General features: G+C 58.3%; 9 protein-coding genes and 1 other RNA gene. All 10 read left to right on the forward strand.

Translation table 11 applies throughout. The annotated features are described in order from the left end of the window. Positions 1 to 19 precede the first annotated feature (19 nt). Positions 20 to 4096, forward strand: a complete 4077-nt coding sequence (locus GN112_RS14975; protein ID WP_155310952.1) for a hypothetical protein — start codon at positions 20 to 22, stop codon at positions 4094 to 4096. A 519-nt stretch (positions 4097 to 4615) separates the two neighbouring features. After that, positions 4616 to 5731 (forward strand): alanine dehydrogenase, encoded by a 1116-nt coding sequence (ald, locus tag GN112_RS14980; RefSeq protein WP_155310953.1) that lies wholly within the window; start codon positions 4616 to 4618, stop codon positions 5729 to 5731. Positions 5732 to 6259: 528 nt separating this feature from the next. Next, complete coding sequence (locus GN112_RS14985; RefSeq protein WP_155310954.1) at positions 6260 to 6994, forward strand: FadR/GntR family transcriptional regulator; 735 nt, start codon at positions 6260 to 6262, stop codon at positions 6992 to 6994. Between the two features lie 67 nt (positions 6995 to 7061). Next, positions 7062 to 7838 carry an ABC transporter ATP-binding protein gene (locus tag GN112_RS14990; RefSeq protein WP_155310955.1) on the forward strand — a complete coding sequence of 259 codons (777 nt, stop codon included), beginning with the start codon at positions 7062 to 7064 and terminating at the stop codon, positions 7836 to 7838. An 18-nt stretch (positions 7839 to 7856) separates the two neighbouring features. Then, positions 7857 to 8993: a branched-chain amino acid ABC transporter substrate-binding protein gene (locus tag GN112_RS14995; protein ID WP_155310956.1), complete on the forward strand. Its 1137-nt coding sequence runs from the start codon at positions 7857 to 7859 to the stop codon at positions 8991 to 8993. 112 nt (positions 8994 to 9105) lie between these two features. After that, positions 9106 to 10017 carry a branched-chain amino acid ABC transporter permease gene (locus GN112_RS15000; RefSeq protein ID WP_155310957.1) on the forward strand — a complete coding sequence of 304 codons (912 nt, stop codon included), beginning with the start codon at positions 9106 to 9108 and terminating at the stop codon, positions 10015 to 10017. Then, on the forward strand, positions 10001 to 11227 hold the full coding sequence (livM, locus tag GN112_RS15005; protein WP_155310958.1) for a high-affinity branched-chain amino acid ABC transporter permease LivM: 1227 nt from the start codon (positions 10001 to 10003) through the stop codon (positions 11225 to 11227). Before GN112_RS15000 ends, livM begins: the two co-directional genes overlap by 17 nt. Beyond that, positions 11228 to 11950, forward strand: a complete 723-nt coding sequence (locus GN112_RS15010; RefSeq protein ID WP_155310959.1) for an ABC transporter ATP-binding protein — start codon at positions 11228 to 11230, stop codon at positions 11948 to 11950. A 138-nt stretch (positions 11951 to 12088) separates the two neighbouring features. Next, positions 12089 to 12441, forward strand: a transfer-messenger RNA (tmRNA) gene (ssrA, locus tag GN112_RS15015). Positions 12442 to 12537: 96 nt separating this feature from the next. Next, positions 12538 to 12834 (forward strand): nucleotidyltransferase family protein, encoded by a 297-nt coding sequence (locus GN112_RS15020; RefSeq protein WP_155310960.1) that lies wholly within the window; start codon positions 12538 to 12540, stop codon positions 12832 to 12834. Positions 12835 to 12961: the final 127 nt, after the last annotated feature.

Consider the following 12961-nt stretch of genomic DNA (forward strand, 5'->3'; position numbering starts at 1 on the left):
ACCCCAGCGAGGAGGATTCATGAGTCGTACGCGAGCGGTTGTGGTTGCCCTGATTGTGGGATGTATCGTAAAAACCCTGGCCGGTGTTGCAGCGCCGGCGCAGGCCATTGAGGTCCCCGCCCCCCTGGCCCCCTGGAAAGAGTGGGTGCTTCACGGGAAGACCGAACGCCAGTGTCCGGCCCATTTTGACGACGGGACGCAGCAGCGCTGCTGGTGGCCCTCCCGGCTGAGGGTAAATGCCGGTGTGACGGGCGGCGTATTCGAACAGGAAGTAACCGTTTACGCGCCCACCTGGATGCGTCTTCCGGGCGACCCGAAGCACTGGCCCGAATCGGTCACCAACGGAGAGGACCGCCTGCCCGTGACCGGCCGGAACGCGCAACCCTGGGTCTGGCTGGAACCGGGTGATCACCGCATCCGCGGGCTCTTCATGTGGAACCGGCTGCCGGAACGTATCCAGATACCGCCAGCCGTGGGCATGGTCGACCTGAACGTGGCCGGCCATGAAGTGGCTTTGCCGGAACTGGAAGAAGGCGGCTGGCTGCGACTGCACGGCAAAGACGAGGCGGTCGGCCGGGAAGACACCTTTTCCGCCACCCTCTTCCGGCTGATCGAAGATGACATTCCCCTGCGCATCACGACCCGGATCCTGCTTGAGGTATCCGGCCGCGCCCGGGATATCCGTCTTCCCCACCTGCTGCCCGAGGATTCGACCCTGCTGGCCATCGACAGCCCCCTGCCCGCCCGGATCACCGACGGCAACACGCTCGTGCTGCAAGGCAAACCCGGTCGCTGGGACATCCGGGCGACGGTGCGACGAGAGGGTCCCGTCAACCAGCTCACCACCGGCAAAGGCGCCTATGGGGACGAGATCTGGTCCTTCAGGGCCTTTCACGACCTGCGCATGGTCAAACTCTCCGGCGCACCCGCCATTGAGCCGTCACGCACCCGGATGCCCGATGCATGGAAAGGCTATCCGGCCTACCGCATGGCACCGGCCGGCACACTGGCCATCGAGACCATCCGCCGGGGCGACCCGGATCCGGCGCCGGACCAACTGAACCTGCAGCGGACCTGGTGGCTCGATTTCGACGGTGGCGGCTTCACCCTGCACGACCGCATCAACGGCACCCTGAGCCGCACCTGGCACCTGGCCATGGTCCCGCCCATGGCCCTGGGCCGGGTGGCCCTGGACGGTGAGGATCAGCTGATCACCCGCCAGGGCGAAAAGGGCTTGCCCGGTGTTCAGCTTCGCCGTGGCCGCCTTGCCCTGGAGGCCGACAGCCGCCTGCCCAGAAAAAATGCCGGCCTGCCGGCCGTCGGCTGGGATCACGATTTTCAGCAGGTACGCGGAACGCTCAACCTGCCGCCGGGCTGGACGCTCTTTTCCGCTGCCGGGGTGGATGTGCCTCCCGGTGCCTGGCTGCAGCAATGGACCCTGCTGGACTTTTTCCTCATCCTGGTCATCGCCATCAGCACCGTCAAGGTTCGCAACCGAATGACCGGCCTTTTGGCCCTTGTGACCCTGGTCATGATTTTTCATGAGCTGGGGGCACCGCGCCTGGTATGGCTGCATCTGTTGGCCGTGGCCGCGCTGCTCAAATACCTGCCCTGTGGCTGGTTCCGAAAACTGGTGACGGTATGGGGCGTCGGCGCGGTCGTGGCCCTAGTGATCATCAGCCTGCCGTTCATGATCCAGCAGGTCCGCAGCGCCATTTACCCGCAACTGGCCCGTGGCGGGTCCATCAGCCCGTTCCTTTTTGGTTCAAAAGGTGGGGGGTTCGATACAAGTGTAATGATCGACAAAGAACGCACCGTTGCGAGCGAAGCCATGCAGAGAACGGCACAATCGTTTAAGGCCGCCCCGTCTGCCGTCGCCAAACCGCCATACCGCTTCACCCCCGATCCGAATGCGCTGATTCAGACCGGCCCCGGTCTGCCGACCTGGCGCTGGCATACCGTCGACCTGCGTTGGAACGGTCCCGTGGATCAGCAGCAGCAGATCCGCCTGTGGCTGATCTCCCCCCTTGTCAATCTGCTTCTGGGACTGGCCAGGGTCGCGCTTTTAATTCTCCTGATCGTGATCTTTCTGGACCTGCGCCACTGGCGCCGTCACCTGCCGACTCCGACGCCAGCCGCAATGGCCACGCTGGTTCTGCTGCTTCTGGCACCGATGGGTGGGCTGCGCGCCGAGACCACCGTGCAGGGCTTTCCGCCCCAACCGCTTCTGGACGAACTGCGCCAGCGGCTTCTCGAACCACCGCCCTGCCTGCCCCACTGCGCGGACATCAGCCGCCTGGAGCTGACCGCCACCCCCGATCAGATTCGCCTGATCCTGCATGCCCATGCCTTGACCGATACGGCCATTCCCCTGCCGACCACCCAGGAACAGTGGCGGCCGACCCAACTGACGATGGACAACGAACCGGTCCGCAGCCTCGCCCGTGACGATCGCGGCAACCTGTGGATGGTTCTGCCCCAGGGCGTCCATCGGATCAAAATGGTCGGCCCCACGGGCAGCGCCAACGAAATCCGTATTGCCTTCCCCATTCGCCCCCATCAGGGGACCTACGCCGGTGTGGGCTGGCAGGCCCGTGGTTTCCGGTCCGACGGCGGCATGGAAGCCGCGGTTTCCCTGACCCGCACGAATCGCGATGAATCCGCCGCGGCAGCGCCCGCTCCCAAAATCGAAATCCCCGCTTTTTTTCAGATCACGCGTACCCTTCATCTGAGCATTCAATGGGAGGTCACCACCCACGTCAAGCGGCTCACCAGACCTGGCACGCCGGTCCTGCTCAACATCCCCCTGCCGGACGGGGCCGCGGTGACAACCGCCAGTATCCAGGTAGAAGGCGGCGTTGCCCAGCTCACCCTGGGACCGGAAACGATGCAGACCACGTTTTCGGCAAGCCTGCCGATCACCCCCACCATCCGGCTGACGGCACCCGGCCATGCTCCCTGGACCGAAACCTGGATCCTGGATGCGGGCACCATGTGGCAATGTACGACCTCGGGTCTGACCGTGGTCCACCACCAGGATCAGGCCCGCAACTGGCAACCCCAGTGGCAGCCCTGGCCGGGTGAAACCGTGACCATCGCCGTCACCCGGCCCGAAGCGATTGCCGGGCGGACGCTCACCATCGACAGCGCCCGACTTTCAATGACTCCCGGAAAGCGGTTCATCAAGGCAACCCTGGCCCTGTCCATTCGCGCCAGCAAAGGCGGCCGCCATCAGATTGAACTGCCTGCGGCAGCCAATCTCCAAGGAGTCACGATCAATGGCAAAAGTCTGCCCATCCGCCAGGATGGCCAGCTGGTAACCGTTCCCATCGAACCGGGCAGGCAGGCTATCGAAGTCCAGTGGCTGGCGCTGAGCATCTCGGCCACGCGCCTCGAAGCCCCCCGGGTGCATGTGGGCGGAACAGCGGTCAATGCCACCATGACCATGCATATGCCCGCCCATCGCTGGATCCTTTTTGCCGGAGGGCCGCAGCTTGGACCGGCGGTGCTTTTCTGGAGCTATGTGATCGTGGTGCTCGTTGCCGGCGTCGGCCTTGGCAAAACCACGCTCACCCCCCTGCGAACCCATCACTGGATGCTGCTGGGACTGGGGCTGACCCAAGTCCCGGCCGCCCTGGCCGCGGTCGTGGTCGGCTGGCTGCTGGCGCTGGGGGCCCGTTGCCGAAAGGCGGTGTCCACGCGGGCGGCGGTCTTCAATCTGGGCCAGGTCCTGCTGGTCCTGCTTACCCTGGCTGCCCTGGCCGCCCTCTATTCGGCCATCGAACGCGGCCTTCTGGGTATCCCGGACATGCAGATCAGCGGCAACGGCTCCACCCGCTTCCAGCTCAACTGGACCCAGGACCGCATTGATGGCCTCATGCCCATGGCCTGGGTAATCAGTCTGCCCCAATGGGTCTATCACCTGCTCATGCTGCTCTGGTCCCTCTGGCTGGCGTTCAGCCTGATGGCCTGGCTGCGCTGGGGCTGGGGTTGTTTTGCCAAGGATCAGCTCTGGAAACCCCTTCAATGGCGCCGCAAGCGCGGAAAGAATGCGCCCACCCCATCCCCCCGGGAAAATGCCGAAACCGAATCGTAAACGGCAAACAGCTGCCTGGCCAATGTTGACCGGCCAGGCGGCAAGAGGGGATAACTGCAATCGCCGCCAGTGGTGGTTATCGTCGCCGGCCCCAGTGAAACCTCGCCGCCTGCGCGCAATGGAATTTTTTCGTTCCATTTAACGTTTTGTTTCCAATATTTCTTATATGATTAAATTTTATATAATTTTTCATACAAGCGAAAACTTTTTGGCACTATTTTGTTCCACAATTGACAAACAGCAACACTGCTTCAGGCCAACCTTCCCGACGCCGAATTGGCTCCGCATGCATCTGGCCGGCAGATATCGGCATGTCTATAACCGTTTTGCATCATTATTATTTTTTTTAACCTTTACAATCATACCGGCGACCTCCAGGCACCGACCCGCCCATCAAACCAGGCTCGATTTCATTTCTGGCAAACGTTTTGCTTTGATGCTGATCATCAGCAAACAGACTCACCGTTGGCAACCGTTAATATCGGTTTCTTATGAGGTAGATTCCATCAAGGAGTGACCATGATTATCGGAATTCTGAAAGAGATCAAAGCGGAAGAGAACCGGGTAAGCATGACCCCGGCGGGGGTGGAAGTGATGATCCACCATGGCCATACGGTTTTGGTTGAAAACAGCGCCGGTGCCGGCAGCGGCTTTGACGACGACGCATATGCCAAGGCCGGGGCGACCCTGATCGATAGCCCCCGGGACATCTACGCCAAGGCCGACATGGTCATGCACGTCAAGGAGCCGCTGGCCGCCGAGTACGACCTGATTCGCGAGGGTCAGATCGTCTTCACCTACCTGCACCTGGCCGCTGACGAGCCCCAGACCCGGGCCCTGATCAAAAGCCGTGCGGTGTGCATTGCCTACGAAACCATCCAGAAGGCCGACGGCACGCTGCCCCTGCTCACCCCCATGAGCGAAGTGGCCGGCCGCATGGCCATCCAGCAGGGGGCCAAGTACCTGGAGATGGCCCAGGGGGGCCAGGGCGTGCTGCTGGGTGGCGTCCCCGGCGTGGACCCGGGCATGGTGGTGGTGATCGGCGGCGGCGTGGTGGGCGTTAACGCGGCCAAGATGGCCTGCGGCCTGGGTGCCAAGGTCTACCTGTTGGACATGAACCTGGACCGGCTGCGCTACCTGAGCGACGTGATGCCGGCCAACTGCTTCACCCTGATGTCCAGCCCGGCGGCGATCCGTGATCTGGTCACCCGGGCCGACGTGGTCGTGGGGGCGGTGCTGATTCCCGGTGCCAAGGCGCCCAAGCTGGTCACCCGCGACATGCTGCCGACCATGAAACCCGGATCGGTGCTGGTGGACGTGGCCATCGACCAGGGAGGCTGCTTCGAGACCTCCAAGGCGACCACCCACAGCCATCCCACCTATGTGGTGGACAACGTGGTGCATTACTGTGTGGCCAACATGCCCGGCGCCGTGGCCAAAACCTCGACCCTGGCCCTGACCAACGCAACGTTGCCCTACGCCCTGAAGATCGCCGACCAGGGCTGGAAGGCGGCCATGCAGGCGAGCCGCGAGATCCGCCTGGGCGCCAACGTGGTCGACGGCAAGATCACCTACCGGGCTGTGGCCGAAGCCTTCGGACTGGACTACACGCCCGTTGATGAAATGATTGGTTGACAATCCGAAAGGCCGGCCGGGTTAACTTCCACATCGGCAATACCGCTTTTCACCCCGCCACGCGCATCGGGCACCGGCGGAGGGAAAGCGTTCCACATAAAAATAAAAAGATCTTTTCGTAGATGCGGAAAGATCTTTTTATTTTTGTGCCTCACCACCCCGAAATCCAACATCTTTCCATTTCAGACATTTTCGACATATTAGTAGTATACTAACTACATATTTGTGTCTTTACCAGCCGAATATATCATACATAATAACAAACAACCATTTGTTATTATGTATGATAATATATATCTGTTGTGTTTGGCGCGATACTTGAAAAAAAATAGTTTCAAATTTGCCACACGCTTACTGCAACACGGTAGATAAACTAAATGGTAATTTTAAAAAGAATCCATCTTGACAAAGAGCGAATGCTCATGTAAATGGTCTGACCATTCAAACGATCATTTGCTGTTTTTCAGTATTCCCATAAAAACGATCAACTCGTTTTATCCCGTGTAGCTGGAATTGAATCATAGAACTATGAACCCATTGTTCCGTGCCGCCAAACAGAACCGCATCTTCCAGGATGTGGTCGAGCAGATTCAGGAAGCCATCATTCAGGGCCGCCTTAAAGTCGGTGACCGCCTTCCCGCCGAGCGTGAACTCAAGGAGATGTTGCAGACCAGTCGCAGTACCCTGCGCGAGGCATTGCGAGTACTGGAACAAAAAGGGCTGATTGAAATCAAACTGGGCATGGGTGGCGGTGCGGTGGTCAAGGCCGTATCATCGGACATGGTTGCCGAGAGTCTGGATCTTTTGATCCGATCTCAGAAAGTCTCATTGCGGCACATCGCCGAATTCCGTGAACGGGTCGAAGGCGATGTGGTCGAGCTAGCCACCCGGCAAATGACCGAATCGGACAGGATATACCTGAAAAACCTTCTCGAGGAAGCCAGGCAGTGCGTCAACCGTGGAACGGAAGCGGTATCGGAATTCCTCACGGCTGACAAAAACATCCATCTGGGCTTCGCCAAACTGACCGGCAACCCCATCTATATCTCCATCCTCAAAACCATCCATGAAAACATTCGCCGATATTATGACGAGTATCTGGTGATGGAAGAACGGGAAATGAACGAGAACTTCAAGGATCTCGAAGATGTGGTGGCCGCCATGGAAGCGGGGGACGCGAAAAGGGCCGGCAGTATCGCCCGGGCCCACGTCAGCCGATTCAACGGCTATATGGAAACCCGTGAACAGCAAAACCTGAAGTAAGTCCCATCGGCAGGTGGCGGCATGTTGGCATCAGGCCATGCAAGACAAGGAGTGACGGTTACGGATTATGGCACAACTGGAAATGGACAACATCACCGTAAAATTCGGCGGACTGGTCGCTCTGTCTGAACTGAGCTTTTCCATCAACACCGGTGAGATCGTCGGTCTGATCGGCCCCAACGGGGCTGGCAAAACCACGGTCTTTAACGTGCTGACCGGGGTCTACAGAGCCACCAGCGGCGATGTGCGGTTCGATGGCAACAGTATTCTGGGAAAGCGTCCCCATGAGATCTTTTCCCGAGGTATTGCCCGCACCTTTCAGAACATTCGTCTCTTTTCGGCCATGACCGCGGTGGAAAACGCCATGGTGGCCCGCCACTGCCGCTCGGGGATCGGAGTGGTCGGGGCCATTTTCCGGACCGGTTCCCAGCGCCGGGAAGAGCGCCAGATCCGGAATAAGGCGCTGGAGGCCCTGACCTTCATGGGGGTCGACGCGTATGCCGACACCGTGGCCTCCAACCTGCCCTACGGCCTGCAGCGGCGCCTCGAGATTTCCCGGGCACTGGCCTCCCAGCCCAAGATGCTGCTGCTGGACGAACCGGCCGCCGGCATGAATCCGTCGGAAAGCTCGGCATTGATGAAGGATATTTCACGCATATCGGAACTGGGCATTGACGTGCTTCTGGTGGAGCACGACATGAAAGTGGTCATGGGTGTTTGCAACCGGATTGTCTGTGTTGACCATGGGCTAAAAATCGCTGAGGGGACCCCCGAGGAGATTCAGTCCAACCCGCAGGTGATCGAAGCCTACCTGGGCCAACCGGCAAGTCAGAAACAACAATAAAATCAGGAGGAGTATCAAATGAAAAGAAAACTGTTGGTCGCACTGGTACTTGGTATCATGGTGGTTCCCTTTCTCATGGACACGGCAACTGCCAAAACCCTCAAACTGGGTTCCATGGGACCCCTTACCGGCCCCTATGCCGCCGATGGCAATGACATTAAAAACGGTGTCCTGTGCGCCATCGACGTCATCAACGACCAGGGCGGCGTCCCCGGTTACGACAAGATCGAGCTGTTCCCCCAGGACACCGCCTGCGACCCGAAACAGGCCGTGGCCTCCGCCAACAAACTGATCAACCTGGAAGTGGTCGGCGTCATCGGGGCCTACTGCTCCTCGTCCACCATCCCGGCGTCCGAGACCCTGGCCGAGGAAGACATCATCATGATCACCCCGGCTTCGACCAACGAGAAAGTCACCGACCGTGGTCTGCCCTACATGTTCCGCATGTGCGGTCGCGACGATGACCAGGCCCCGGCCGCCGTCAAGTTCATGAAAGAGGCCCTGGGCGCCAAAACCATTTTCATTCTGGATGACAAAACCACCTACTCCCAGGGGCTGGCCGACGGCGTTGAGAAAGCCTGCAAAGAGATGGGCCTCACTGTATTGGGCCGCGACCACGTCAACCAGGGCGACAAAGACTTCTCTGCCATTCTCACCATGGCCAGAGACAAGAATGCCGACGTTTTCTACATGAGCCTGCAGAATCATGCCTCCGGCTCCCTGATGGCCATCCAGGCCAAACGCATGGGCCTCAAGTCCAAAATCATTTCCCAGGACGCCATGTTTCATCCCAACTTCATCAGCGTGGCCAAGGATGCGGCCGAAGGGGTCTATGTCACCTATGGTTACACCGACAAAACCACCGACGCCTACAAGGCATATGAGAAACGCTTTTCCGCCAAATACGGCCAGATCGGTGCATACGGCACCTATGCCTACGATGCGGCCATCGCCCTGATGACCGCCATTAAAAATGCCGGTTCCACCGATCCGGCAAAAATCAAAGCCGAGATGATGAAGCTGGATTATGACGGCGCATCCAAGCATGTGAAGTTCAGACCCAATGGGGACAGCGGTTCTTCCTACGTGGCGTTCAAAATCGACGGCGGCGATTACAAGCTGTACTGGACCCCGGAAAAAGGCATTTTGAAGTAACGCAGCAAACTGAGCAAAGCGACACGATCCACGGCGGGTCCGGCAGCGAGCCGGACCCGCCGGCCCCGACGTCCGCCTGAATGATCAGGCCAACCCGCAAAATAAAGACAATATGGAATATTTCATTCAACAACTGATAAACGGTCTGACATTGGGCGGCCTCTACGCGCTGATCGCCCTCGGGTATACCATGGTGTATGGTGTCATCCAGCTGATCAATTTCGCCCATGGCGAGTTTTTCGCCGCCGGCGGGTATGTGGGGGTGATTGTTCTTAATTACTTTGCCGGTCGTGGTCTGATGGATTCCAATCCCTGGCTGTGCCTCGCCGCTTCGCTGGCACTCACCATGGCCTACTGTGCATTTCTGGCCATGGCCGTGGAAAAAGTGGCCTACAAACCCCTGCGTCATCAGTCGCGGCTGGCCGTGCTGCTGTCCGCCCTGGGCATGTCCATTTTTCTCCAGAACGCCCTGATGCTGACCCAGGGGGTCTTCGACAAGCCTTATCCGGGTGAGAAATTCTCCGGCGGGCTGGTTTTCGGCGACATCCGCATCAGCGTGCTACAGATGATGATCGTCGGTCTGACCATTCTGCTCCTGGTGGGACTCAACCTGCTGGTCTTCAAGACCCGTATCGGCATGGCCATGCGCGCCACCGCCCAGGACAAAATCATGACGTCCCTGGTGGCCATCAGCAGCAACCGGATCATCTCGCTCACATTTGCCATCGGTTCCGGGCTGGCCGCTGCCGCCGGCATCATGGTCGGGCTCTACTACGGTTCGGTTCGCTACGACATGGGGTTCGTCCCCGGTATCAAGGCATTTGCCGCAGCGGTGTTAGGTGGCATCGGCAACATCACCGGCGCCATGCTGGGCGGATTGATCATCGGCATGGTCGAGATCTTCGGTGCCGGCTATATCTCCGGGCAGTACAAGGACGTATTCGCCTTCATCATACTGATTGCCGTGCTTTACTTTAAACCGACTGGAATCATGGGTGAGAACGTCGATGATACACGAGTTTAAAAAAATCTGGAAAAGCTACGCCATCGGCCTGCTGTGGCTGATGGGCATTATCTGGCCGCTGGTGGGCATCCACGCCGATGGCACCCTCTCCTTCGCCAACGCCTTCACCCTCTGGCTCTATATTGCTGCCGCCTCTTTCGTCTGCCTGCTGCTCTACGTAATGAATCAAAGTGGCAGCCTCAAACCGGTGACCACGCCCTTGTCGGCCGCCCGGAGCCGCGTCGCGGCAACGGCCGGTATCGTTCCCACATGGTTCTGGATTCTCCTGGCACTGGTCTTAACGGGCATCTTTCCCGTATTTACTTCCCGGTATGCCCAGGACGTGGCCATCAATGTGCTGATTTACATCTGCCTGGGTCTGGGGTTAAACGTGGTGGTGGGGCTGGCCGGCATGCTGGATCTGGGCTACATCGCCTTTTACGGGGTGGGCGCCTACACCTACGCCCTGCTGAATATCCATTTCGGCATGTCCTTCTGGCTCTGCCTGCCCATCGCCGCGGCCCTTGCCATGATCGCCGGCTGCCTCATCGGATACCCGACCCTGCGTATGCGCGGAGACTACCTGGCCATTGTCACCCTGGGGTTCGGCGAAATCGTACGCCTGATCCTGAACAACTGGATGTCCCTGACCAACGGCCCCAACGGCATTCTTGGTGTCAAGCCGCCCAGCATTATCATTCCGACCTTTGACGGCGGTTTCGGATTCGAGCTGTTCGTTCTGAAAAAATTACACTTTCTCTATTACATCGCCCTAGCCCTGGCGGTCGTCACCATCATTGCGGTGCGCCACCTGAACTATTCCAGAATCGGACGGGCCTGGGAATCGATCCGCGAGGACGAAACCGCCGCCGAACTGATGGGCGTCAACACCTTCCTGCTCAAGCTTCTGGCCTACGGCATGGGCGCGCTTTTCGCCGGACTGGCCGGGGCCTTTTTCTGTGCCCGCATGCGCTTTGTCAGCCCGGAGAGCTTCACCTTCCTGGAATCGGCCATGGTGCTCAGCATGGTGGTGCTGGGCGGCATGGGCTCCATTCCCGGCATTATCCTCGGTGCCGCCGCCCTGATCGTGCTGCCCGAGGTGTTCCGCGAGTTCGAACTCTACCGCATGCTCGCTTTTGGTATGGCCATGGTGGTCATGATGCTGTTCCGACCCGCCGGCCTGATCCCGGCCAAACGGATGGGTTCGAGATCCGAAGAAAGGGAGGGATAGATGTCCGCACAACCGATTCTCGAGCTCAAAGACGTCCATGCCAGCTATGGCAACATCAAGGCGCTGAAAGGCATCTCCCTGAAGGTCTATCCCGGGGAAATCGTCGCCATCATCGGCGCCAACGGCGCCGGCAAATCGACCACCCTGATGACGACCTGCTGCGTGATCCCAATTGATCAGGGCGAAATCTGGTACAACGGCGAGCCGATCCACGGCAAGGCCGCCGAGACCCTCCCGCCCACCGGGCTGTGCCAGGTGCCCGAGGGGCGCCGGATCTTCCCGCGCCTCACCGTGGACGAGAACCTGGAACTGGGCGCCTTTTACCGCAAGGACAAAGCCGATGTGGAAAAAGACCGCCAGCACATGTTCGATCTGTTTCCGATCCTCCAGGACCGCCGCAAACAGCATGGCGGGACCCTTTCCGGTGGCGAACAGCAGATGCTGGCCATTGCCCGGGCCCTGATGACCCGGCCCAAGGTGCTGTTGCTGGACGAGCCCTCATTGGGGCTGGCACCGCTCATCGTCCAGCAGATTTTCGACATTATCCACGACATTAACGAAAAAAACGGCACCACTATTTTGCTGGTGGAGCAGAACGCCAACCTGGCCCTGCAGGCCGCCTCTCGCGGCTACGTGCTCGAAACCGGTGCCATCACCCTGGAGGATGACGCCAAAACGCTGCTCGACAACCCGGAAATCCGCAAGGCCTATCTGGGCGAATAAAATCTGAAGGCGGGTTGACCGAAAAAGCCCCTGAGCCTTTGTATAAAAGGCATTCAGGGGCTTTTTCGATTCCACCGGATCTTGACATTTCACATTTATTGAATTAGTTTAGCGTCATAAAAGGTTCTTTAAAAAATTGGGGGCGAAACGGCTTCGACGGGGATAAAGAAGCTCAGATTGCATGCCGAGTTCCTGCCATCTCGTAAAACTGGTGGGACTTAAATATAATCGCAGACGATTATAACTACGCCGTAGCAGCTTAATGCTACCGTTCTACCGGGTTTTTCCCGCGAACCTGGATAGAACGTCGACTAGTGGGATAGCCGATACTGAATGCCTGCTACAGCATTGGCGAACTTTTAGCAGGATAGCCTTTGCAGTACCCTGCCTGATGGAGACTTGCGAGGGCAATACTTAGATATCAGGATAAGCATGTAGATATCTGCGTGGAATGTTTTCGGACGCGGGTTCGACTCCCGCCGCCTCCACCAATTGCTTGGTTAGAATCAAATAAGCAGGAAGCGACGACGCGACCTGCTTTTTATTTATCGTTTCGTGCCGTATAACCCCTTTCTTATTCATTCAAAATGAAACGCCAGCAGATCATAAGCATTTTAAAAAAACAGCCGGATCTGTTGCGCAAGTATTCCATTCAACATATCTATCTTTTCGGATCGGTTGCCAGAAACGAGGCGATCGATACCAGTGATTTTGACCTTCTCGTTGAATTCATACCGGATTCCCGCATAAGCCTGTTTCAATTTTCAAGGCTTCGCCATGAGCTTGGCCAGCTTCTGAACTGCGATGTGGATCTGGTCACTCCCGATGCACTGCACAAGGATCTTAAAGCGGATATCAAGGAAGAGGCGATCCATGCCGTCTAGACGATGGGATTTCCGCATTCACGACATTCTCCAGGCTATTGACAAAATTCGGAATCATCAAAAAAATTATCTGGGAAACCATTCAAACTGATTTGCCACCGCTTGTCTTTTTGTTAGAAGCCCTCCT

This window comes from Desulfosarcina ovata subsp. ovata (assembly GCF_009689005.1).
GTDB classification, from domain to species: Bacteria; Desulfobacterota; Desulfobacteria; order Desulfobacterales; family Desulfosarcinaceae; genus Desulfosarcina; species Desulfosarcina ovata.

What these genes read in the sequence shown, in the direction of transcription:
- GN112_RS14990 (WP_155310955.1), top strand. Translation starts at nt 7,062, where the DNA reads ATGGCACAACTGGAAATGGACAACATCACCGTAAAATTCGGCGGACTG.
- livM (WP_155310958.1), top strand. Translation starts at nt 10,001, where the DNA reads ATGATACACGAGTTTAAAAAAATCTGGAAAAGCTACGCCATCGGCCTG.
- GN112_RS14975 (WP_155310952.1), top strand. Translation starts at nt 20, where the DNA reads ATGAGTCGTACGCGAGCGGTTGTGGTTGCCCTGATTGTGGGATGTATC.
- ald (WP_155310953.1), top strand. Translation starts at nt 4,616, where the DNA reads ATGATTATCGGAATTCTGAAAGAGATCAAAGCGGAAGAGAACCGGGTA.
- GN112_RS15020 (WP_155310960.1), top strand. Translation starts at nt 12,538, where the DNA reads ATGAAACGCCAGCAGATCATAAGCATTTTAAAAAAACAGCCGGATCTG.
- GN112_RS14995 (WP_155310956.1), top strand. Translation starts at nt 7,857, where the DNA reads ATGAAAAGAAAACTGTTGGTCGCACTGGTACTTGGTATCATGGTGGTT.
- GN112_RS15000 (WP_155310957.1), top strand. Translation starts at nt 9,106, where the DNA reads ATGGAATATTTCATTCAACAACTGATAAACGGTCTGACATTGGGCGGC.
- GN112_RS15010 (WP_155310959.1), top strand. Translation starts at nt 11,228, where the DNA reads ATGTCCGCACAACCGATTCTCGAGCTCAAAGACGTCCATGCCAGCTAT.
- GN112_RS14985 (WP_155310954.1), top strand. Translation starts at nt 6,260, where the DNA reads ATGAACCCATTGTTCCGTGCCGCCAAACAGAACCGCATCTTCCAGGAT.